Below are 21,795 nucleotides of genomic sequence, written 5' to 3' on the forward strand. Positions count from 1 at the left end.
AGCGTCCACGCGTACGCCGCGAACGAGGGCGACCCGCCGGACGTCGAACACTACACGGTCCACGTCGGGGAGACCGCCGAGATCCGCGAGACGTGGTTCGTCGCGTACGACGGCGGCGGCTACGACGACGCGAAGTGCGCGCTGCTCGCCGAGGAGCGCGCGCCCGGCGAGTTCTTCGGCTTCTGGAGCTACGACCCCGAGACGGTCGATTACATCATCGACTACCTGGCGGAGCGGTACGGGGGATCGGAGCAGACGGACGACGGCGGAGCGACGGTGTGACCGGCCGCCCCTCGGAGGCGACGGTCTGGCTGTCGGCCGCGACGCTCGTCGCGACGGTCGCGACCGCGGGGAGCCTCTGGTTGAGCCTCGGGCTCGGGCTCGTGCCCTGCGACCTGTGTTGGTACCAGCGGATCCTCATGTACCCGCTCGTCGCGGTGCTCGGCGTCGCGACGGTCGAGGCACGGCCGGCGGTCTCGCGAACCGCGCTCCCGCTCGTGGCTCCCGGACTGGCCCTCTCGGCGTACCACTCGTACCTCCAAGCGACGCAGGGACAGTGCACGCTCGGCGGTCCGTGCGCGACCGTTCAGTGGCAGAGCCCGTCCCTCGGACTCACGATCCCGAACCTCTCGCTCGTCGCGTTCGTACTGCTCGCGGTCCTGCTCGTCGGGATGCGGCTACGCGTCGAATAAGAGCGGAGCGGCGAACGCCGCGCGACGGTGTCTTCAGTCCTTCCGCTTGACCACGTCGCCGAGCGTCATCGTCCCCGAGTCGCCGCCGTCCCAGTCGGCGTCCTCGACGGACTCGCCCTCGACGAGCGAGATGTCGAGCGCCCGCTCCAGCTTCCGCTGGACCTCGTCGGTCGGGAGGGTGTCGCCGCGTTCGAGCTTGCGGATGAGGCTGGCCTTCTCGTTGAGCTGGTCGGCCAGCTCCTCTTGGCTGAGCCCGCGGGACTCGCGGGCGTTCCGGATCTGATCGTCGTAGTCGGTGGCGATCTCGTCCATGTCGTCGAACATGTCGCGCGGCCGCGTCGAGCCGCCCGAGGAGCCGCCGGACCCCGAGGCGCCGGACGACGAGCCTGAGGCGGACGACTTCCCGGTGCTCGAGCTCGTGGAGTACTTGCTGCCACCGGAGCCGGTGGACTCGTCGCGGACCTCTGTGCCGAAGTCCGTACACGAGCTACACAGCTCCAGTTCGGCGCCTTCGACCTTCGTCGTCGTCAGCGAGGCTTGGTCGGCGCCGCACATCTCACACTGGGGCATACGCGACGCTAACGCTCCCGGTGGTATAAAGGGTGCGCCGGGGCGCCGCGACGGAACCGATCGACCGCGTCCGCGGCCGTTCGCCCCGCGACGAGTCGTGCCGCGTCCGGTACCGACTTGTCGCCGCGCCCGGCAGAGGTGGTATGGACGTCCACGTCACCAACTCGACCGTGCGGGGGACGACCCGCGCGCCGCCCTCGAAGAGCTACACGCACCGCGCGCTGCTCGCCGCCGGGTACAGCGACGGCGCGACCGTGCGGTCCCCGCTCGTCTCCGCTGACACGCGGGCGACCGCCCGCGCCGTGACCGCCTTCGGCGGCGCGGTCGGGCCGGAGTCCGGGAGCGACGTCGCCGACGCCGACACCGACGCGCTCGTCCCCGACGGCGCCGAGTCCCTCTCAGTCGACGGCTTCGACGGCCGGCCGGCGGTCCCCGACGACGTGATCGACTGCGCGAACTCCGGGACGACGATGCGGCTGGTCACGGCCGCGGCCGCGCTCGCCGACGGCGCGACGGTGCTGACGGGGGACGGGTCGCTCCGGTCGCGCCCGCAGGGGCCGCTCCTGACGGCCCTCACGGACCTCGGCGTCCGCGCGGAGTCGACCCGGGGTAACGGCCAGGCGCCGCTGGTTATCTCCGGGCCCCTCGCGGGCGGCGAGGTGGCGATCCCGGGCGACGTCTCCTCGCAGTACGTCACCGCGCTGCTGATGGCCGGCGCGGTCACCGACCGGGGGATCGAGATCGATCTGACGACCGACCTCAAGTCGGCGCCGTACGTCGATATCACGCTCGAACTGCTCGACGACTTCGGCGTCGAGGCGACCCCCGTGGGGGCCGACGGGGAGGCGCTCGACAGCGCCGCCGGCGCGGCGGGGTTCGTCGTCGAGGGCGGCCAGTCGTACGCGCCCGCCGGCGGGAGCTACGCCGTCCCCGGCGACTTCTCGTCCATCTCGTACCTCGTCGCGGCCGGGGCGGTCGCGGCCGGCTCCGGCGAGTCCGTCCGGATCGAGGGCGCTCGCCCGAGCGCGCAGGGCGACGCCGCGATCGTCGACATCGCGGAGCGCATGGGCGTCGACGTCGAGTGGGACCGCGACGAGGGAGTCATTTCCGTCCGACGTTCGGACCTCTCGGGCGTCGAGGTCGACGTGGGCGACACGCCCGACCTCCTCCCCACCATCGCCGCGCTCGGCGCGGTCGCCGACGGCGACACCCGGATCACGAACTGCGAGCACGTCCGGTACAAGGAGACCGACCGCGTCGCCGCGATGGCCGAGGAGCTGACGAAGATGGGCGCCGAGACGACCGAGGAGCCGGACGTCCTGACGATCCACGGGTCCGAGAGCGACCTGCGGGGGGCGACCGTCGACGGCCGCGCCGACCACCGGATCGTGATGTCGCTCGCCGTGGCCGCGCTCGCCGCCGAGGGCACCACGACGATCCGCGGCGGCGAGCACGTCGACGTCTCGTTCCCGGACTTCTTCGACGCGATGGCCGACCTCGGGATGGCCGTCGAGCGCGAGGGTGCGGGCGAGTAGACGCGATATATAAACACCGCTAGACGGAAGCGGCGATTATTTATAAACGAACGGCGGTGCAGTGGCGCGTGCCTGCGAGGTCGCTTCGCGGCCGAGCAGCACGCGCGAGGGAGTCGCGAACGAAGTGAGCGACGAGGCTGGGGAGGTGTGAGGCTGCGGTGCGGTTGCGGGTGGATGGGACTCAAAGGGGCAGTCGCGAGGACGAAGATAGGCGATGCAAGCACCGCAGGGAGCGAGTGAAACGAGCGACTGAGGAGCGCAGCGAGCCCATCGAGTCCTCGCGACTGGGGCTTTGGAGGTGTTCACCGCCGATTCGCGGTCAACCATTTCCAACCGAGCGACTGGGGCTTTGACGTCATTCGCCGAGATAGCGACAGTCACTCTGATTGTCTATTTTCCACGATCTGACTCCCACGAGTCCCCTTCGTAAGACCGACGAGTACACAAACGCGCCGCGCCCACGACCCGGTATGGACGACATCGACGTCGAACCCGTGGATCGCGTCGAGGAGCCCGAGAGCGACGAGGACGCCGGGGGCGACGGCGAGCACGGAGCCGGCGGTCACGAGACCGACGCCACCGACGCCGACCTACCGGCCGAGACGGACGCCGCCACGGACCTCCCCGAGGGCGTCGACGCCCCCGAGTACGTCCTCTACGGCGGGAAGGGCGGGGTCGGGAAGACCACGATGGCGGCCGCGACGGGGCTCTCCTCGGCCGCGGGCGGCGTCCGCACGCTCGTCGTCTCGACGGACCCGGCGCACTCCCTCTCGGACACCTACGAGACGGACATCCCGGCGGAGCCGACGCGCATCCGCGAGGACATGCCGCTGTTCGCCGCGGAGATCGACCCCGACGACGCGATGGAGGAGGGGATGTTCGGCGCGGACGGCGACCCCCTCGGCGGCATGGGCGAGATGGGCGAGGCGATGGGCGGGATGGGCGGCATGAGCGGCGCCGACCCGGACGGCGACCCCGACGGCGAGGAAGGAATCGGCTCGCTGCTCGGCGGGACGATGCCCGGCGCCGACGAGGCGGCCGCGATGCGCCAGCTGCTGGAGTACCTCGACGACCCGCGGTTCGACCGGGTGATCGTCGACACCGCGCCGACCGGGCACACCCTCCGGCTCCTCCAACTGCCCGAGATCATGGACTCGATGATCGGCCGCGTGATGAAGCTCCGCAACCGCTTCTCGGGGATGATGGACGGGCTCAAGGGGATGTTCGGCGCCGGGGACGACGAGGCGGACCCGACCGCCGACCTCGACGAGCTGCAGGAGCGCATCGAGCGCCTCCGGGCCGTGCTGCGGGACCCCGCACAGACCGACTTCCGCGTCGTGACGATCCCCGAGGAGATGAGCGTCGTCGAGTCGGAGCGCCTGGTCGCCCGCCTCGACGAGTTCGGGATTCCGGTGAACACGCTGGTCGTCAATCGCGTGATGGAGGGCGTCGGGGACGTGGCCGACGTCGACCCCGCGTGGATCGTCGAGCCGAACCCGGACACCTGCGAGTTCTGCGCGCGGCGGTGGGAGGTCCAGCAGTCCGCGCTCCGGCGTGCCACGGACCTGTTCCGCGGCCGCGACGTGAAGCGCGTGCCGCTGCTCGCGAACGAGGTCCGCGGCGAGGCCGCGCTGCGGGTCGTGGCGGCGTGTCTGCGCTAGGACCGTTCGTCTAACGCCCCGTACAGCCCCTCCCGGACCCGCTCCGCGACGCCCGTGAGGTGCGCCTGTCCGAACGTCGCCACGACCAAGGCCCCCACGGAGTTGTACATCAGGTCGAGCACGGTGTCGTCGAGCCCGAACTGGGCCAGCGGCATCGAGACCCCCGTCTCGTCGGCGACGATGTCGAGCGCGAACTCGAACAGCTCCCAGACGACGCCGAACGCCAGGACGACGACGAGGATGAAGACGAACGCGAACCGCGAGGGGATGGATATCTCGTCGCTGTGGAGGTCGATGGCCCGCAGCGTCGTGTACCCCGCGCCGGCGATCAGCGACGCCGAGAGCGCGTGGGTGAGGTGGTCCCACCACGGGATCTGTGCGTAGAACCACGCCGACCCGAGCGTGTGGAGTAACACCGCCGACGTGATCCACACGCCGAGCCACGGGTCTAGCGGGATGTCGTAGTTGCGTTCCAAAAGCGCCGGCACGAAGGTGACGAAGAGGCCGAGGCCGCCGTTGGTGATCGCCTTCGGTTGGCCGAAGACCACGCCGTACACCACGATGGCGGCGAGGAGGACCTGCATCCCCCTCGTGAGCCGGCGCTGGGTCCGTAGCGACGGGCGGGCGCGGAAGGCCCCGCGGACGCTCATCGGCGCACCACCCATCGGATGGCGCGACGCAGCCGCGCCCCGCGGCGCCGGAAGTAGGCGTCGAAGATGACCCCGGCGGCGGCGCCGGCCAGCGTCACGTACATCCACTCGATCATCAGCGCCTCGTTGGTCGTCAGGAACTCCGTGCCGAGCAGTCTGTCGGCGTTCCACCGGAGCACCGTCCACGCGGCCGCCGTCGCCATCGTCGCCAACACGACGAACACGATCGCGAACCAGTGCGTGACCCGCAGCGTGGTGAACATCTGGAGTTCGACCGTGACGATCAGCGCGAACGCGGCGATCGCGAGGTACGTCGCGAACGTCCCGAGTTCACCCCCGAAGAGCGTGCGTACGAGCACCGGCAACAGCGCGAGTCCGAGGACCTCCCACGGGGGAATCACCCGCGGGTCCCGTGCCGCGACCGCCGGCGCGACCACGACGGCGGCGATGGCGGCGACGAGGACCATCGGAAGGAGGTCGGCCCCGAGCAGGCTCTCGACGAAGGCGCCGACGAGCACGGCCACCATCGACCACGCGACGATGGCGTTCGTCCGGCCGCTCTGAAACAGCCGCGCCAACCGGTCTTCGATGGCGTCCCCCTCCGGGCCGTCCGGTTCGTCGTCGGTCGGGTCTTCGGACTCCGCCTCGGCACGTTCGGACCCCGCCTCGGCACGTTCGGACTCCTCCCCGGCCCCCTCGAACTCCGTCCCGGTGTCCCCGTCCGCGGGGTCCGCCGGGGATCGGTCGGTGTCCATACCGCTCTTCAGGCGTGCCCCCACTAATATGGGTTGGCTCCGGGTCGCAGACCGACCGTTGCCGCGGCCCGGTCCGGCCGTCACTGCACCGGGGCGAACGGAGGCGCTCGCGGTGACGTGAACGGACGCGCTTTTACCCGCCACGCGCCTCCGTTCGATATGAACTGTCGGCGGTGTGGCACTCCGCTTCGCAAGCCCGGTGACTACTGTCTCACCTGCAACACCGCCAACGCCGACGCCGTCGTCGCCGAGTTCGCCGAGGACCGCGCGCGCCTGACGATGCTCGATGAGGACGAGGTCATCGGCGAGACCACGGTGACGACCCGCCCGGAGAGCGACGAGCAGCTCACCGAGATCCAGCTTCGCAACTTCGCCGGTCGGGTCGCCGACGAGATCCGCCGCAAGCGCCCCGACACCGTCTACGCGGCCGGGGCGCGCGAACCCCTCCGTGAGACGCGCGCGCAGGTCCACCACGAGTTCTACCGCGTCCCGGACGCGCGGACCGACGCGGGCGACGACCCGGACGCGACTCGCGGTCTCGACGTGAGCCCGGTCGTCTCGTGGGTGCTCGACCGGCGCGGCGACCGCGCGCTTGAGGTGGTCGAGACCCCGCCGCGCGAGAAGATCGGCGGCTCCCACTCGACGCTGATCGGCGACCGCAAGGGGCGGAAGGCGGTGAGCACGGTCGCGCAACACCCCCACGTCAAGAAGATCGTCCCGGGTCCCATCGACGCCGGGGGCACCGGCTCGCGGACCGGCCTCCGCGCGAAGGCGACGCGCGCCGGCACCAACGGGAACGTCCGGCTGCTCCTCCGCGACGGCTCTAGCGTGCAGGAGAACCGGATCGTCACCACCGCGATGGACCGCGAGACCGGCGAGCGCGTCCGCGAGGACCTCAACGAGGCGCTGCGGGAGGCCGAGCTCCAAGACGAGTGAGCGTCACCGACCGGAGCGCCGCGGACGCCGCTTCCGACCGCTCCTCACTCCCGGTAGGTATTTCAGCCGCGGGCCGCGATCGCTTATAAATGCTGAGCGACGTCATGGAGGACTACCTGAAGGCGATCTACGTCCTCCAGTCCGAGCAGGGGCCGCCCGTCTCGACGTCCGCGATCGCGGAGTACCTCGACAAGACCTCCCCGTCGGTGACGGACATGCTGGGGAAGCTGGAGGACCGCGGGCTCGTCGAGCGCGAGCCGTATCAGGGCGCGGAGCTCACGGCGGAGGGAGAGGCCGTCGCGCTGGAGGTCGTCCGCCACCACCGGCTGCTGGAGGCGTTCCTCGCCGACCGACTCGACTACGACTGGAGCGAGGTCCACGACGAGGCCGACGCCCTGGAACACCACATCTCCGAGGAGTTCGAGCGCCGCGTCGCCGAGGCGCTCGGCGACCCCGCCGTCGACCCCCACGGCGACCCCATTCCCGGAGCCGATTTGGAGCCGGTCGACGAGGGGAGCGGGCCGCGGCTCTCAGACCGCGCCGAGGGGGACCGGGTCGTCGTCGCTCGCGTCTCCGACCGCGACGAGGACGAACTCGACTACCTCGCCGACGCCGGGATCACGCCCGGGACCGAGGTCGAGGTCGTCGACGTCGCCCCCTTCGGGATGGTGACCGTGCGGACGCCGACCGGCGAGCAGAGCCTGCCGGCGGCGATCGCCCGGTCGATCCGCGTCGACGACGCGGACTGAGCCGCGAGCGCGGCGCCGATCGCGGCTTGTCGGTCGCATCGCTCACTACACCCGTCCGTCGACCGTCGCGCTCGACACATCCGCTCGTCGACCGTCGCGCTCGACACATCCGCCCGTCGATCGTCGCGCTCGACACATCCGCCCGTCGGTGTCGGTTTTCCGACGCTGACGCTCATCGCTCCTTCGCGGACTTTTTCACGAAACCGACCGTTCCGAGCGGTGTGAACCTCCTCGTGACGCTCGCCGCGGGGGTCGTCTTCGGCCTCGCGCTCGCGGCCCCGCCCGGTCCGATGAACGCCGTCATCGCCGAGGAGTCGGTGCTGCGCGGTCGGGCCGCCGGCTTCCGGGCCGGGCTCGGCGCGGCGACCGCCGACGCGATCTTCTTCGTCCTCGCGTACCTCGGCGTCGTCGCCGTCGTCGACGCGCTCCCGCTGCTCCGCGCCGCGATGGTCGCCGCCGGCGGCGTCCTGATGCTGTACTTCGCCGTCGGCGCGGCCCGAGGCGCGCGCGCGTCATTCCGCCCGACCTCGGGCGACGAACCGGCGATCGAGGCGGGCAAGGGGTTCCGGAAGGCGCTGGTACTCGCGCTCACGAACCCGTACCAGGTGCTGTTCTGGCTCACCGTCGGCGTCGGCCTGCTGCGCCCCGGCGAACTCGACGTGCTGGCCCGACTCCCGCTCGTCGGCGCGGACCTCGCCGGCGCCTTCGTCGTCACTACCGGCTCCCCCGCGCTCATCGGCGGCTTCTTTCTGGGCATCCTGATCTGGATCACCGGCTTCCCCGCGGGGCTCGTCGCCGCCGAGAACCGGGCCGAGACGTTCGCGCCCCTCGTCGCGGTGGCCTCGGCGGTCGTGCTCGCCGGGTTCGGCGTCTTCTTCCTCTACGACGCGGCGACGACGCTTTCGGCGCTCGCCGCGTAGGCGGCCGCGCGGAGAGCGGGCGTCGCTCCCGACCGACATGGACAACGGCTTTGGCCCGCGGGCGCGACCGACCGGTATGTTCGACAAGTCCACGTGGATCAAGCTCCCGCGCAACGTGCTCGTCGGTCACGACGTGATCGACGACCTCGGCGCCGCGGTCGGCGAGTTGTACCTCACTGGGCGGCCGCTCATCGTCACGAGCCCGACGCCGAACGAGATCGCCGGCGACCGGGTGCGCGCGCAGTTCGACGACCCCGCCACCGCCGTCGTCGAGGACGCCTCCTTCGACGCGGTCGAGGAGCTGAAAGAGACCGCCGAATCGGCCAACCCCGGCTACCTGATCGCCCTGGGCGGCGGGAAGCCGATCGACATCGCGAAGATGGCCGCCGACCACCTCAACGTCGGCTTCGTCTCCGTCCCCACGGTCGCCTCCCACGACGGGATCGTCTCGGGGCGCTCCTCGATCCCCGAGGGCGACACGCGGCACTCGGTCGCCGCCGACCCGCCGCTCGCGGTCGTCGCGGACACGACGCTGCTCGCAAACGCCCCGTGGCGGCTCACCACCGCGGGCTGTGCCGACATCATCTCCAACTACACCGCCGTGAAGGACTGGCGGCTCGCCCGCCGGCTCCGCAACGTCGAGTACAGCGAGTACGCGGGCGCGCTCTCGGAGATGACCGCGGAGCTGCTCGTCGAGAACGCCGACATGATCCGTCCCGGCTTAGAGGAGTCCTCGTGGGTCGTCGTGAAGGCGCTCGTCTCCTCCGGGGTCGCGATGTCGATCGCGGGCTCTTCCCGACCCGCCTCCGGCGCGGAGCACCTCATCTCTCACCAGCTCGATCGGATCGCCCCCGGAAAGGCGCTCCACGGCCACCAGGTGGGCGTCGCCTCGGTCATGACGGAGTACCTCCACAGCGGCGAGAACGGGCGGTGGAGCGCGATCCGCGACGCGCTCGCCGAGCTCGACGCCCCGACGACCGCCGCCGAACTCGGCGTCGACGACGAGGAGCTGATCGCCGCGCTGACGACCGCCCACGAGATCCGCGACCGCTACACGATCCTCCAAGGCGGGATCAACGAGGAGGCCGCGATCGAGGTCGCGAGGGCGACCGGCGTCATCGAGCGGTGAATCGACGCCCGGCGCCAACGACCCGTGAGCGCCGACCGCCTGCGACTCGTCCCGTCCTCGAAAGCGAAATAACCGTTCCGCGACAACCGACTGTATGTCCACCGTCAGCGTTCGCGACCGGGCCAAGGGCCGGGCCGGCGCGATCACCGTGCTCCTCACCCTCGTCGGCTACGGCGCCGTCGGCGGCGTGTTCCTCGTCCCCGAGTTTCAGGCGCTGTTTCCGACGCTTTCCCGCGGTACCGTCGATCTGCTCGCACACGGCATCGCCGCCGTCAACACCGTCACGATCGTCACGCTCTCGCTCGGGTGGTACTGGATCCGCAACGACGAGGTAAAGAAGCACGCGGCGGCGATGACGACCTCCTTCGCCCTCATCCTCGTGTTCCTCGGCATGTACCTCCCAAAGGTCGCGGGCGGCGGGACGAAGGAGTTCGTCTTGGACTCCGCGTACGCGTGGGTCCCGCTGTGGGAGTGGGTGTACCCGGCGTACCTGATCATGCTCGCGATCCACATCCTCCTCTCCGTCGTCTCCGTCCCCGTCGTCCTCTACGCGATCGTCCTCGGGCTCACCCACACGGAACGGGAGCTCCGGAACGAGACGCCCCACCGCCGCGTCGGCCGGATCGCCGCGAGCGCGTGGATCCTCTCGCTCGTGCTCGGCGTCGTCACCTACCTCCTCTTGAACCACCTGTACGACTCGACGTTCGCGGCCGCCGAGGCCGCGACGGCCCTGCTGCCGCTCGTGCCGGGGGTATAACCTCCGGCACCGGCCGCCGCCACCGAAACGCTTGAGCCGCCGCCGCCGCACCCACGCCCATGACCGACTGGATCGGCGACACGTTCACGAGCGACGCCGGCTGGCGCCACCTCGAAGCCCTCGTCGACCTCGACCACCGCATGGCGGGCACCGACGGCGAGCGCGAGGGACTGGAGCTGACGCGCGACGCGCTGGCCGCGGCCGGCGCGCGGAACGCCCGGATCGAGGCGTTCGAGATCCAGGGCTGGGAGCGCGGAGACAGCGCGATCCGACGCGGCGATGACCCCGTCGCGAGCGGAATGAACGCCTGCATCGCGCTCCCGCGAAGCCCGAGCGGCGAGGCGATCGGGGAGTTCGTCGACCTCGGTTACGGCGTCCCCGAGGACTTCGAGGGCGACCTCGACGGGACGGTCGTGATGGTCTCGTCGGACACCCCCGACTCCGTCGACCGGTTCATCCACCGCCGCGAGAAGTACTACCACGCCGTCGAGGCCGGCGCCGCCGCGTTCGTCTTCGCGAACCACGTCGAGGGGACGCTTCCGCCGACCGGCAGCGTCGGGACCGCTGACGCGCCGGTGGGCGACATTCCCGCGGTGGGCGTCTCGAAGGAGGCCGGCTCGCGGCTCGCCCGCCGCAACGAGGGCGACGACCTCACCGTCGCCGTCGACTGCGAGACGCCCGACGCGACGAGCGGGAACGCGGTCGCCGAACTCGGGCCCGACACCGACGAGTACCTCGTCGTCTCCTCGCACGTCGACGCGCACGACATCTCGCAGGGCGCGATGGACAACGGCGCCGGAACTGCGACGATCGTCGAGGTCGCGAACGCCCTCGCCGCCCGCGAGGACGAGCTCGACCGGCGGGTCCGGTTCGTCGCCTTCGGCGCCGAGGAGGTCGGGCTCGTGGGCTCATCGCTGTTCGCCGAGGAGGTCGACCCCGACCGGGTCGCGGCGGTCGTCAACGTCGACAGCAACGTGTTCGGCCGCACCCTGAAGCTCGACCACCACGGCTTCGACGCGCTCGAGACGGCGGCCGAGCGCGTCGGCGACCGCTTCGACCACCCGGTGTCGCTCGGCGGGGAGCTGGTCCCGCACAGCGACCACTGGCCGTTCGTCGAGCGGGGGATCCCGGGGTACATGGTCTCCGGCGAGACGGAGGGTCGCGGCCGCGGCTGGGGGCACACCGGCGCGGACACGCTCGACAAGCTGGAGCCGCGGAACCTCCGCGAGCAGGCGATCCTGTTGACCGAGCTCGTCGCGGAGCTCGCCGACGCGTCGGTGACGACCGAGCGGCGGGACCGCGAAGAGATCGCGGCCGCCCTCGAACGCGAGGGGAAGGCGACCGGGATGAAGATCACAGGCGACTGGCCGTTCTGAGGGCGACCGCCGTCGCGAACCGAGGGGTTTTCACGCGCGCCGGCCGCATCCCTCGCGTATGCACTCGTCGGAACGGCGCGTCGCGGTCGTCGGCGACGACCGGGCGGCGGCGCTCCGGCAGGCCCTCGGGGGCCTCCCGTATCGATCCGTCGAACGGTCCGCCGCGGACGCGGTCGTCGCGGTCGGCGACGAGGCCCTCCGCGACGTCCTCGTCGACGCGCCGGACGCGCCGGTGATCCCAGTCGGCTCGCGGCGGCTCGCGGTCGATAGCGACGCCGCGGAGCGGCGTATGGGTGCCCTGCTCGACGCGGCCCTCTGCGGCGACGGCGACCGCTCCGGCGACGGCGACCGTCTCGCCGACGGCGATTTTCCCGCCGACGGCGACCGCCCCGCAGACGACGTCCGGCGCGTCACGCATCCGGTCCTCGCGGTCGACGCGGGGGACGGCGAGGCCCGGCGCGCCGCCTTCGACGTCGCGCTCGTCACCGCGGAGCCCGCTCGTATCTCCGAGTTCGCGATCGACTTCGCCGGGGGGACGCACGAGTCGTTCCGCGCCGACGGCGTCGTCGTCGCGACCCCCCTGGGAAGCGGCGGGTACGCCAGCGCCGCCGGCGGACCGATCGTGGAGCCCGGCGGCGGGCTCTCCGTCGCGTCCATCTCCCCGTTCAGCACCCGGACGGACGCGTGGGTCGCCGCCGGGCGGCTCTCGCTCTCCGTCGAACGCGAGGCCGAGTCGGTCGCGCTCGTCGTCGACGGCGAAGAGCGCGGGGACGTCGATCCCCATCGATCGGTCGCGATCGAGGCGACCGACTCGGTCGCGGTCGTGACGTTCGCGGGCGCGGGCCGAGCGCGTCGATCGGAAACACTCTAATAACTCGTGAACGGATGTGACGATATGGACCCACTGCAGTTCCTCGTTCCCCTCGGCTGGCTGTCCGCCGTCGGACCGGTGCTGCCGTACGCGATACTCGTGATGGCGGTGGCGAACCTCGCCACACGTCACGTCGCGTACCGACGACACGTCGAACAGGGAAACGCCGGTGACGACGTCGAACCGTACACGCCGCACGCGTTCACGAACATCGGACTGCTACTGCTGAGCTTCCTGTTCGTGCTCGACGCCCCCGTGAGCGGCGTGATCCTCTCGGTGCTCGTGATCACGATGCTGACCGCCGACCTCTTCGAGCTGGAGGCGCGGAACGTCGAGGCGCGCAACGACATGCCGATCGAGGCCCCGAAGAGCTCCATCGCCGCGTCGCTACTCGTCTTGGTGTTCGCCTCCTACTACGCCCTCTGGTTCCTCGTCGCGGGCGTCTGGAACCAGTTCGTCGTCGCGTAGCTCGGCGACGCCGGGAGCGACGTGTCCACGTCGTCACCGCCTGCGGTCGCCGCCTCGGTTCGCTCTTCTCTCGTCGCGGTTCCGTCCTCCTCATCGCCGTCTACGTCGTCGTCCACGTCGTCGCCGTCCACACAGTCGCCGTCCACGCCCTTTCGAGCCCCTCAGTTGAGCGCCGTCCGCTTAGCTGAGCGCCGCTCGCGGCTTTCCCGACGTGACCGCGTTCACGCACGCTCCGCCGTCTCTCCGGCCACGAAGCGGCACTGACGCGCCGACGAGTCGCTGATGGAGCTGCGACAGACTACGGTAAAACGAGATCAGGGGGCAAGAGCCGGCTCGAAGGGCGAAACGGCTCCGGATCAGTTCGCGGCGTCGGCGTCGTCGTCGTTGAGAACGTCGCGCAGTTCGCGGCTCGCCGGAATCAGCACCCAGAACGTGAGCGCGCCGAGGACCATCACCCAGAAGAACGCGTCGCCGGCGACGAGGCCGATCTCCCCGTAGACGCTATCAACGCCTTCGGCGGGATTGACCAGCTGCACGACGTCGTAGTACGTGGGCGTCCGGTACCATCCGCCGAAGGTGAGCCAGCCGAGGCCACCGAGCGCGAACAGGGCGAACCCCTTCATGAACTCGTCTGCCATTAGCTTACGATTCGCCGGAGTCGTCTTGAGACTTTCCCATCCCTTGGCCCCGGAACCGCGTCCCCAGCACGTACACCGCCGTCCCCCCGACGATGAACGCGATGCCCGTGATCGCCAGCGCGGCGACCAGCGTGTCGTCCGAGGGGTAGAGGCCGGCGCTGTTCAGGAGATAGACGACCGTCGTCCGGAAGAAGCTGATCTGGCGCGTCGCAGCGTCGACGAGCGTGAACCCGATCAGGTACGCGATCACGGCCGCGAGCGTCGAGAAGACGGTGACGGCCTTGTACATCCGGAACGGGACCACCACCTCGCGCCCGTCGGGCCCGATACGCGGGCCCGTCGGCTCGTCGCGAGGGTCCTCCTGCTCGTCGGCGGCGATGGGGTCGCCCGTCTCGTCGAACGCCTGTGCGTCGTCGCGGTCGGTTGGTGATGACATCGAAATAGTGGAAACAGGCGGAAACGGTCGGGCGGCGGGTGCGGTTCTGTGTCGTTACTTCGGGGGCCGAAGCATGTAGTACCGCCGGTTCAGGTCGTACATGTACCCTTCACGCATCGTCTTCAACACCGCGTAGGTGATGATCCCCCCGACGAGCGGGAGCATGAACGTCAGCGTGAGCAGCAGGTCGAGCGTGATCGGGAAGAAGTTCTGGATCGCGAGCGCCGCGAGCGTGATCGACAGAACGACGCCGGTCACGCCGACGGCCGCCCAGAACGGCTCCTCGACGGGACGCCGCGCGCCCCCCTTGTTGAGGAACGGCACGAGCGTGATGGTACCGAAGACGATCCCGTGAGCGATGATCCCGAGGAACTCGTTGGAGATCGCGATGTTGCCGCCGAGCACCGCCAGGTTCGGGTTGATGGGGTTGAGCTTCAGCAGCCCGAACGACCAGTAGAGGTACCAGTCCGGCAGGATGATCGCCGGCGTCGCGCCCGGATTTGCCGGCTCGCCGTAGTGGGCCGGCAGGATCGCCGCGATGAGGATTATGATCCCGACGAAGAAGCTCGTGATAGCGAGGTTCCGGATCGTCTCGTGGGGCCAGGTCGGGAAGCCGAGCACGTCGCGCTCGACGTACGTCGACTCCGCGCGGAGGTTCTCGTCCTCGCGCCGCGACCGCTCGAAGTACTGGTAGGTGAGCTGTGCGAGCCCGCTGGTGTGCTCCTTGCGCTCGCTCCAGGTCGGCGTCTCGTCGTCCGGCGGAACTGTCGCCGGCGGCCCGCCGTCCGTGCGGGCCTCCTCATCGGTGCCTCCGTCCGTCATGGGGGTGGTGTCGTCGGTCATTGGATTAGTGCGGCTCCGCGATTCCCTGCACCCAAACGATGCCGACGTGGAGCGCGATGAGACCGGTCACCACGAACGGCAGCACGAAGACGTGCAGGATGTACATTCTCACGAGCGTCGCCTGTCCGAGGGTGAAGCCGCCGAACAGGAGCTGCGCCGCCCACTCGCCCACGAGGGGCGTCGCGAGCGCCATCTCGACGCCGATCTGTGCGGCCCAGAAGGACAGCTGCTTCCACGGGAGCACGTATCCGGAGAAGCCGAACAGGAGCGTCAGACCGATGAGGATGACCCCGAGGATCCAGTTGACCTCACGGGGCTCCTTGTACGACCCGGTGAAGTACACGCGGAGCATGTGTAGGAACACCGCGGCGACCATGAACTGGGCCGCCCAGCTGTGGATCGAGCGGAGCATGAACCCGAACTGGACGTCCGTCATGATCATCACGACGGAGTCGTACGCGGCCGTCGGGTCGCCCTGCGCGGCGGCGCCGGCAGTCGACGGGGAGTAGTAGAACCCGAGCAGTGCGCCCGAGACCGCCGCGACCAGATACGCGATAATCGACAGCGATCCGAGCGAGTACAGCGGGTACCAGTACCAGAACTTGTTGTCGAGGTCGTACTGCTCCGTGTGGCTCTTCGGCATCTGCATGTTCGCGCGGTAGTACATCGTCTCCAGCAGCTCGAGGTAGTCGACGATGCGTAGCCGCTTGTCGAGCCAGATGAGCGTGGTGAGGAACGCGGTCTCGATGACCGTCAGATCCTGCTTTTTGAGCCACGCGTTGTGGTCCATATCGTCTTGTTTCTTTAGACTCATTGTCAGTTACTTCTTGTAGTACGGGTAGATGGCCCGTTTCACCGTCTCCATCGCCCCGTCGGTGTCTATTCCGACGCCGTCTTTGTCCTCCTCGCGGACGTAGAGGTCCTCCCACTTGCGGCGGCGCTTCTTCACGATCATCACGTCCGGCAGGAACTCCTTGCGATACAACAGGAGGATGAACGCGAGGTCGATGAAGATCATCGCCAGCAGCGCGGCGGTGTACATGTTCCCGAACTCCGTCGACGCCCACGCGGACATGAGCCCGTAGACGAACAGCCCGACGAACACGACCTCGATGACCGTGAGGAGCACGATGGCGATCGCCGCCGCGGTGCTCTCGCGGGCCGGCTCGTACCGGTGGATGTCGCCGTACGAGGAACCGCCGGAACTCATTGGGCACCTCCGTGACCGGTGTGAGCCGACTCGCCGTACTTCAGCATGTAGAACGTGAACACGAACGTGAGCGAGATGCCGAGGACCGCGGCGATCCCGACCCAGTGGGCGTGGAGCGGCACCCCGACGTGGGCGATGTTCTCCGGCCACCCGCTGGCGCCGCCGCCACCGGCTTCAGTCGTCGGGATGTCCTCGCCGACGGCGAGGCCGGCGTGCATGCCGACCGCGGTGTGGGGAACGCAGTGGTAGTGCGTGATGCCGACGTCCTCTTCGGTCACCTCGTACTCGTAGGTGTACCCCTCCTCGCCGACCGGGTCACCGCTGTCGAGGCTGGCCGGGCCGCCGCCCTCGACGGTCTGGACGTTGTGCGCTCCGCCGTTCCCCGTCCACTCGAACGTGATCGTGGTACCAGTGTCGACCCACAGCTTGGTCGGGTCGAACGCGAGGCCGCTGTCGCCCGCGCCGACCTGCACGGTCACCTCGCTCTCGCCGCGGGCGTCCTGATACGACCCGAGGTTCCCGCTGGTGACCCCGCTCGGCCAGTCCGGTTGTTGCTCCTGTGCGGCGGCCGTCCCGGTCGCTCCGGCACCGGCCGCGACCGCGGCGGTCGCACCCCCGGCCGTCCGCACGAATTCCCGCCTTTTCATACAGGTTCACTCAGGACGGCGTGCGCTTAAACCCACCGACTGAATCCGTCGACGTGGGGGCGTTTACAGGGGCTCTATCACCCGATATCGGCGCTTTACTCGTCCAGCTGCTCCTCGTCTACGACCCCCCCTTCGACCGGGACGAAGTCGGGCCGCTCCTTCGCCTCGCGGAGGGCCCGTAACCGCTCGCGGTACTCCTCCGAACGGAACCGATCTGAGAGCCGCGCGTTCGCCACCATCACGAAGAGGAACAGGCCCACGAGCAGGAACACGATCCCCATCGCCGGCGCCACGATGGTGTCGAGGTCGGTCAGGAACGTTGCGACGAGCAGCGCCGCGCCCGCGAGCACCTGCACGACCGCGATCACCTGAACCATCAGGTTGCCGAACTCCCCCGACCCCTGGGGAACCGTGTCCGGGTGCGGGAGCGACCAGTCGTCCGGCGGTTCCGGCACGTCGTACGACTCCATCGCCGCCAGCGCGACGATCGGCTCGATGTCGCGCAGCACCGTCCCCTGTCCGGCCACCTCTCCGGTCGGGCGGACGATGGCGTACCCCTCGTCGGAGTAGACCAAGATCCGCTCCTCGCCGTCGGCGCGAACTCGTTCCAACACGCCGAACACCTCGCGGCGGGCGACCCGCGACTTGAGCTCCGCCTCGGCGCGTTCGAGCAGGCGGTCGCCCGTGATCCACGAGTCGGGGTCGAAGGCGGCGTCCCACTCCTCGGCGCTCATCTTGGCCATGTCCGACGGACCGAAGTCGTCGAAGTCGTACTCCTCCTCGACGCGCCGCCTGAGCTCGTCGAGGTCGTCCGCGGCGCCGCCCTCGACGGTCGGTTCTCCCCCGTTCCCGGACGTTTCCCCGCCGGGAGACCCCTCGTCGCCGTCCGGTGTGTCCCGCGATCGGTCCGGTCTCGGCTCCGATTCCGATCCCGTCGAGGTATCCTCCATCGTCCGGCCGTACGGGCTCCGGACGCTAACTGTTTTCGTCCTCGGTCCCCGACCCGACGCCGACCGGGCAGACCGGCTCGGAGGCGATACCGTCCGGTGAGAGACGCGGATCGGGGAGTTTTACGCGCCGCAGCCCGAACCGTTGATCGATGGTAGACGAGTCGGTCTTCGCGGCGCTCGCGGGACTGTCGGTGACGTCGAGTCTCCCCTTCCTGCTGTACGGGGCGTGGATCATGATCGACGCCGAGACGGTGAGCTGGAACGTTCTCACGCACCACCTGTGGTACATCGGCACGGGACTGGCGCTGACCACCGTCCCGATCGTCGGGTGGATGATCCCCCGCGTCCTCCAGCGGCTGACCGGCCTCGCCGTGATCCACGCGTTCCTCGGCCTGCAGGCGTACGCCCTGCTGGCGTTCGCGCTCACCGGCATCTTCCGGATCCTCCAAGCCAAGCGCAACGCCGACGCGTACGAGGACCCCGACGTCGACATCGACGAGATCCACGAGGACATGAGCCACTGGCGCGCCCGGCTCCGCGTCGGCGTGGCGGGGTTCATGCTCCTCTGGCTCTGCGCGTGGGTGACCGGCCTCTACCGCTTCTACTCGATCCACGTCGCCCCGGCGATGTGAGCGGCGCGCCGCCTCCTCTCCGTCCCGACAGCCTCTCGCCGACCGACAGGTTCAATCCCGTTTTGTCCTAAGGGAGGGTATCGTGGCAGTCACCTTCGACCTGTTCGGGACGCTCGTCGACGTCGAGTACCCGTCCGACCCCGCGGAGATCGTCGCGCGCGAGCTCGAGTCCCGCGGCGTCGCGGTGCCGGACGACTGGCACGTCGCGTACGGCGAGCGGCACGTGGACGCCCCGGCGGGCGCCGAGGTCCCGCTCCCGGCCCACGTCGCGCACGCCCTCGACTCCCGCGGCGTCGACGCCGCGGAGAACGTCGTCAGACACGCCGTCGTCGCGGCGTTCGACCCCGACGTGACGAGACGCGAGGGCGCTCTGGACGCCGTCCGCGACGTGAGCGAGCAGGGGCCCGTCGGGCTCCTCTCGAACTGCGCCGTGCCGGAACTCGTCTCCAAGACGCTGATCCGCGCGGGGCTCCGCGGCGAGTTCGACGCCGTCACGACCAGCGTCGGCTGCGGCTGGCGGAAGCCCCACCCGAAGGCGTTCGAGGCGGCGGCCGAGGCGCTCGACGTCGCCCCCGCGGAGCTGATCCACGTCGGCGACGACCCTGCCACCGACGGCGGCGTCGAGGACGTCGGCGGCCGGTTCGTCGACGTGACGGAGACGCCGCTGCCGCGGGTCGCGGCCGACCTCGAAGCCGAGCCGTAGGCCCTTTTAAACGACTCTCACTCCGCGAGCCCGCGGCCGAGCCGGTCCGCCCACCTCTCGTCGATCCTCCCCTCCGCGAGGAGCTTCTCCAGGTGCGCGACGACCGTCGCCCGCGCGAGGTCCGCGACGCCGGTCAGGTCCTTCTCGTAGGCGGCGTCGACGACCTCGTCAACGTCGCTCGCGCCCGCCGCCGCCGCCGCGAGGACCGCCCGCTCCCGGTCGAGACGGTGGTCGATCAGCCGGTCGCAGACAGCTTCCGGGTCGTCGATCGCGGGACCGTGACCCGGGTATAGCCGGTCGTAGCCCGCGTTACGGACGCGTTCGAGGCTGTCGAGGTAGCCGCGGAGGTCCCCCTCCGGAGCGCCCACGACGACGCTCCCCTCGGCGACGGCGAGGTCGCCGCAGAGCAGCGCGCGGGAGGACTCGTCGCCCGCGCTCTCGCCGCTCGCCTCGCGGTTCTCGCCGGCGCGCCCCTCCGCCACCGCGAACGCGACGTGGTCCGGCGCGTGGCCGGGCGTGTCGACCGCGCGGACCTCGGTGTCGCCCACGGTCTCTCCGCCCTCGAACGTCCCGTCCGGCTCCACGCCGGCCGCCTCCGCGAGCCGGTCGACGTGGTCGCCGTGCGCGAGGACGGACGCGCCCGTGAGCTCGGCGTACTCGGCGACCGCGCCGACGTGGTCCGGGTGGGTGTGCGTGACCGCGATCGCCTCGACCGCGACGCGTTCCCCCTCGCGTCCCCCTCCGGCGTCGAGTCCGACCGCGTCGTCGAGCGCGTCGGTGCGGGCCGCGGGGTCGACGAGGAGCCCTCCGGCGACGTACGCGTTCGTCGTCCCGCCGGGGGCGCGGGTGTCGACCGGGACCGGGACGCGCTCGATCGGCGGTCTCGGATCCGGCGCCGCCATCGGCTCAGTCCCCGCGTCCGACCGAGGAGCCGTCGCGCCGGTCGAGCAGGGAGCGCGCGGCCGGACCGGGGCCGGACCCGGCGCGCTCGCGGCCCGGGATCGGCACGTCCACGTCGTCGGCGACGGCGAACCGCGACAGGTCGGCGACGCCGGCGTCGACCTCCTCGACCGAGCCGTACGGGCGCCCGACGACGACGTCCCCGGCCTTGCTCCGATTGATCCCCGGGATCGCGGTCAGCTCGTCCATCGACGCCGCGTTGACGTCGAGGGGGTAGGGGACGCCCGTCACGGAGCGGTAGCCGTGGTCCGTGATCGCCACGTCGATAGCGGTGCCGAGCTCTCGCTCGCCCGGCACGGCGACGAGGAGCGCGTAGGTGCCGAGCTGGCGGCCGAACGTCTTCCCGTCCTGGTGGTACTCCAGGTGCACGTCCGGGAGGACCGTCCCCGGCGGGACGACCCGGTCGAGCATCGGGTTGTCGACCGTCTCGCGCACCTCCCGCTTGTACGCCTGGAACTGGTCTTTGTGCTCCTGTGCGATGTCGGCGCCCGTCTCGGCCATCTCCGTGCCGGCGAACGCCATCACCTGCCGGATGTTGATCCGGCGGAGCATCAGCCCCTCGTCGTAGACGGTCTGGAGGAACCGCTTGTTGTGCTCGTACGTCTCCGGGCGCTCGCCGGCGAGCCCGTGGACGAGGTTGATCCCGGGGAGGAGCTTCGGGAGCCGCGGCGAGGCGTCCGGCCCGGTCGAGGGGCCGGTCACCCGGTCGTCGCCCCCTGGCGTCGTCTCCGGGGCGTCGCCCGGCCGCCACCCGCCCTCCTCGTTGACGACGCGGACGGCCTCCAGGCACTCCTCGGCCGTGACGAGCAGGTTGTTCTGTTCCTGGACGACGGGGTCCGCCGACTCCAGCCCGAACGCGGCGGTGTCGCCGGGCGTGTTGTGCGCGGCGATGACCCGGATCGCCTCGCGGGAGGCCTCGGGGTAGTCGGTGATCGTCACCGGGTTCATGTTGTCGAGGTGGAGCGTCCGCAGGTCGGGCGCGACCTCGCGGATCCCGCCGTACAGCTCCCGTAAGGCGTCGGGGTTCGGCGCCTCGCCGTCGCCGCCGAACGCGAGGATGTCGGCCTGCCGGCCGAGCCGGAAGTGCCTGACCCCGCGGTCAGAGAGCGCGTCGACCTCGTCGACGACCGACCGCGCCTCGCGGAACGCCGGGCTCCCGTACAGCGGCTCCGTGCAGAACGAGCAGCGGTAGGCGCAGCCGCGGGAGGTCTCCATCTCGCAGATGAGGTAGTCGGGGTGGTTGGGGTGCTGCTCGACGACGAACGCCCCCTTCTCGGCCCACCGGTCGATCTCCGCGTTGTCGCGCATCCGGTTGCCGAACCCCTCTAACCCCTCGCGCACGAGGTCGTACGCGGCCGCCTCCACGTCGCCCATCGCGACGAAGTCGTAGTCGAGGTCGTCGCGCTCGGTCTCCGTCGCGCCCGCGTTCTCCTCGCCGACGCCGAACCGCACGGGGCCGCCGAGCAGGGTGACGCCGTCCGCGGTCCAGCCCAGCTCCCGCACCTCGTCCGGTTCGGCGTCGTGCTCGGCCCGGTGCTCGGGGTCCTCTACGAGCGCACGGAGAACGTGGTGGTGCCCGGCCTCGCGCACGGCGTCTACAACGCCGTCATCTACGTCGTGCTCCTCGCGCAGTCGCTGTGATATGTCCCCGTCGCTGATGGGAACGCTCCAAAATCCCCAGCCGCTCGGTCGTATGGGGTTGACAGC

Annotated in this window: 26 protein-coding genes and 2 pseudogenes; 15 read left to right on the forward strand and 13 right to left on the reverse strand. The window is 70.4% G+C overall.

All coding sequences use genetic code 11. From position 1 onward, the window contains the following. Both DJ81_RS03230 and DJ81_RS03235 read left to right on the forward strand, forming a co-directional pair. Positions 1–282 (forward strand): annotated as a pseudogene (locus tag DJ81_RS03230) (histidine kinase); the annotation flags it as partial. Further along, positions 279–692 carry a disulfide bond formation protein B gene (locus DJ81_RS03235; RefSeq protein WP_094588437.1) on the forward strand — a complete coding sequence of 138 codons (414 nt, stop codon included), beginning with the start codon at positions 279–281 and terminating at the stop codon, positions 690–692. The pseudogene DJ81_RS03230 and the gene DJ81_RS03235, both read left to right, overlap by 4 nt. Positions 693–725: 33 nt before the next feature. On the opposite strand, the gene DJ81_RS03240 is transcribed toward DJ81_RS03235, so the two are convergent. Further along, positions 726–1,262 carry a multiprotein bridging factor aMBF1 gene (locus DJ81_RS03240; protein WP_094524989.1) on the reverse strand — a complete coding sequence of 179 codons (537 nt, stop codon included), beginning with the start codon at positions 1,260–1,262 and terminating at the stop codon, positions 726–728. Between the two features lie 143 nt (positions 1,263–1,405). On the opposite strand from DJ81_RS03240, the gene aroA reads away from it, so the two are divergent. After that, positions 1,406–2,797, forward strand: coding sequence for a 3-phosphoshikimate 1-carboxyvinyltransferase (gene aroA / locus DJ81_RS03245; protein ID WP_094588439.1), 1,392 nt, complete (start codon positions 1,406–1,408; stop codon positions 2,795–2,797). Between the two features lie 470 nt (positions 2,798–3,267). Next, complete coding sequence (locus tag DJ81_RS03250) at positions 3,268–4,458, forward strand: TRC40/GET3/ArsA family transport-energizing ATPase (protein WP_094588441.1); 1,191 nt, start codon at positions 3,268–3,270, stop codon at positions 4,456–4,458. Here DJ81_RS03250 and DJ81_RS03255 read toward each other — a convergent pair. Both DJ81_RS03255 and DJ81_RS03260 read right to left on the reverse strand, forming a co-directional pair. Then, entirely contained in the window at positions 4,455–5,108 is a 654-nt protein-coding gene (locus DJ81_RS03255) for a hypothetical protein (RefSeq protein ID WP_094524986.1), read from the reverse strand. The genes DJ81_RS03250 and DJ81_RS03255 overlap by 4 nt on opposite strands. Next, on the reverse strand, positions 5,105–5,863 hold the full coding sequence (locus DJ81_RS03260; protein WP_170938229.1) for a hypothetical protein: 759 nt from the start codon (positions 5,861–5,863) through the stop codon (positions 5,105–5,107). The genes DJ81_RS03255 and DJ81_RS03260 overlap by 4 nt, the downstream gene beginning before the upstream one ends. A 159-nt stretch (positions 5,864–6,022) precedes the next feature. Here DJ81_RS03260 and DJ81_RS03265 point away from each other — a divergent pair, with 159 nt between their 5' ends. From DJ81_RS03265 to DJ81_RS03300, 8 genes are all read left to right on the forward strand, one after another. Further along, on the forward strand, positions 6,023–6,799 hold the full coding sequence (locus tag DJ81_RS03265; protein WP_094524985.1) for a DUF2103 domain-containing protein: 777 nt from the start codon (positions 6,023–6,025) through the stop codon (positions 6,797–6,799). 89 nt (positions 6,800–6,888) lie between these two features. Continuing rightward, on the forward strand, positions 6,889–7,548 hold the full coding sequence (locus tag DJ81_RS03270) for a metal-dependent transcriptional regulator (RefSeq protein ID WP_094524984.1): 660 nt from the start codon (positions 6,889–6,891) through the stop codon (positions 7,546–7,548). A 221-nt stretch (positions 7,549–7,769) separates the two neighbouring features. Next, positions 7,770–8,468 carry a LysE family translocator gene (locus DJ81_RS03275; RefSeq protein ID WP_094588443.1) on the forward strand — a complete coding sequence of 233 codons (699 nt, stop codon included), beginning with the start codon at positions 7,770–7,772 and terminating at the stop codon, positions 8,466–8,468. Between the two features lie 76 nt (positions 8,469–8,544). Continuing rightward, positions 8,545–9,597 carry an NAD(P)-dependent glycerol-1-phosphate dehydrogenase gene (locus DJ81_RS03280; RefSeq protein WP_094588445.1) on the forward strand — a complete coding sequence of 351 codons (1,053 nt, stop codon included), beginning with the start codon at positions 8,545–8,547 and terminating at the stop codon, positions 9,595–9,597. Between the two features lie 94 nt (positions 9,598–9,691). Further along, complete coding sequence (locus DJ81_RS03285; protein WP_094526705.1) at positions 9,692–10,354, forward strand: DUF420 domain-containing protein; 663 nt, start codon at positions 9,692–9,694, stop codon at positions 10,352–10,354. A gap of 59 nt (positions 10,355–10,413) precedes the next feature. Next, positions 10,414–11,730, forward strand: coding sequence for a M28 family peptidase (locus DJ81_RS03290; protein WP_094524601.1), 1,317 nt, complete (start codon positions 10,414–10,416; stop codon positions 11,728–11,730). Between the two features lie 58 nt (positions 11,731–11,788). Next, a complete protein-coding gene (locus tag DJ81_RS03295) occupies positions 11,789–12,601 on the forward strand; it encodes an NAD(+)/NADH kinase (protein ID WP_094557956.1) in 813 nt (270 codons plus the stop codon). A 24-nt stretch (positions 12,602–12,625) separates the two neighbouring features. Beyond that, positions 12,626–13,069: a hypothetical protein gene (locus tag DJ81_RS03300; protein WP_094524603.1), complete on the forward strand. Its 444-nt coding sequence runs from the start codon at positions 12,626–12,628 to the stop codon at positions 13,067–13,069. On the opposite strand, the gene DJ81_RS18645 is transcribed toward DJ81_RS03300, so the two are convergent. The 8 genes from DJ81_RS18645 to DJ81_RS03335 form a co-directional block, all read right to left on the reverse strand. Beyond that, a complete protein-coding gene (locus tag DJ81_RS18645) occupies positions 13,015–13,200 on the reverse strand; it encodes a hypothetical protein (RefSeq protein ID WP_141212517.1) in 186 nt (61 codons plus the stop codon). The two genes, DJ81_RS03300 and DJ81_RS18645, sit on opposite strands and share 55 nt — an antisense overlap. Positions 13,201–13,425: 225 nt before the next feature. After that, on the reverse strand, positions 13,426–13,707 hold the full coding sequence (locus DJ81_RS03305) for a hypothetical protein (protein ID WP_094524604.1): 282 nt from the start codon (positions 13,705–13,707) through the stop codon (positions 13,426–13,428). Between the two features lie 4 nt (positions 13,708–13,711). Continuing rightward, positions 13,712–14,143: a hypothetical protein gene (locus DJ81_RS03310; protein WP_094524605.1), complete on the reverse strand. Its 432-nt coding sequence runs from the start codon at positions 14,141–14,143 to the stop codon at positions 13,712–13,714. A gap of 54 nt (positions 14,144–14,197) precedes the next feature. Beyond that, a complete protein-coding gene (locus DJ81_RS03315; RefSeq protein WP_094524606.1) occupies positions 14,198–14,986 on the reverse strand; it encodes a cytochrome B in 789 nt (262 codons plus the stop codon). 4 nt (positions 14,987–14,990) lie between these two features. Further along, a complete protein-coding gene (locus DJ81_RS03320) occupies positions 14,991–15,800 on the reverse strand; it encodes a cytochrome bc complex cytochrome b subunit (RefSeq protein WP_094524607.1) in 810 nt (269 codons plus the stop codon). Positions 15,801–15,806: 6 nt separating this feature from the next. Then, entirely contained in the window at positions 15,807–16,196 is a 390-nt protein-coding gene (locus DJ81_RS03325) for a hypothetical protein (protein ID WP_094524608.1), read from the reverse strand. Next, positions 16,193–16,843 carry a halocyanin domain-containing protein gene (locus DJ81_RS03330; RefSeq protein WP_094524609.1) on the reverse strand — a complete coding sequence of 217 codons (651 nt, stop codon included), beginning with the start codon at positions 16,841–16,843 and terminating at the stop codon, positions 16,193–16,195. Before DJ81_RS03330 ends, DJ81_RS03325 begins: the two co-directional genes overlap by 4 nt. Before the next feature lie 95 nt (positions 16,844–16,938). After that, positions 16,939–17,793, reverse strand: coding sequence for a DUF308 domain-containing protein (locus tag DJ81_RS03335; RefSeq protein ID WP_094524610.1), 855 nt, complete (start codon positions 17,791–17,793; stop codon positions 16,939–16,941). A 149-nt stretch (positions 17,794–17,942) separates the two neighbouring features. On the opposite strand from DJ81_RS03335, the gene DJ81_RS03340 reads away from it, so the two are divergent. Together DJ81_RS03340 and DJ81_RS03345 are read left to right on the forward strand one after the other, a co-directional pair. Next, complete coding sequence (locus tag DJ81_RS03340; RefSeq protein ID WP_094524611.1) at positions 17,943–18,425, forward strand: hypothetical protein; 483 nt, start codon at positions 17,943–17,945, stop codon at positions 18,423–18,425. 82 nt (positions 18,426–18,507) lie between these two features. Continuing rightward, positions 18,508–19,128 carry an HAD family hydrolase gene (locus DJ81_RS03345; RefSeq protein WP_094524612.1) on the forward strand — a complete coding sequence of 207 codons (621 nt, stop codon included), beginning with the start codon at positions 18,508–18,510 and terminating at the stop codon, positions 19,126–19,128. A gap of 17 nt (positions 19,129–19,145) precedes the next feature. Here the strand turns inward: DJ81_RS03345 and DJ81_RS03350 are convergent, their stop codons facing one another. Both DJ81_RS03350 and DJ81_RS03355 read right to left on the reverse strand, forming a co-directional pair. Next, complete coding sequence (locus DJ81_RS03350) at positions 19,146–20,030, reverse strand: MBL fold metallo-hydrolase (protein ID WP_094588447.1); 885 nt, start codon at positions 20,028–20,030, stop codon at positions 19,146–19,148. 4 nt (positions 20,031–20,034) lie between these two features. Continuing rightward, a pseudogene (locus DJ81_RS03355) lies at positions 20,035–21,606 on the reverse strand (radical SAM protein); the annotation flags it as partial. Positions 21,607–21,621: 15 nt separating this feature from the next. On the opposite strand from DJ81_RS03355, the gene DJ81_RS19900 reads away from it, so the two are divergent. Then, positions 21,622–21,729, forward strand: a complete 108-nt coding sequence (locus tag DJ81_RS19900) for a hypothetical protein (RefSeq protein ID WP_342764958.1) — start codon at positions 21,622–21,624, stop codon at positions 21,727–21,729. The last annotated feature ends 66 nt before the right edge of the window (positions 21,730–21,795 follow it).

The sequence above is a fragment of the Halorubrum sp. Hd13 genome, assembly GCF_002252755.1.
In the GTDB taxonomy this organism is placed as follows: Archaea; Halobacteriota; Halobacteria; order Halobacteriales; family Haloferacaceae; genus Halorubrum.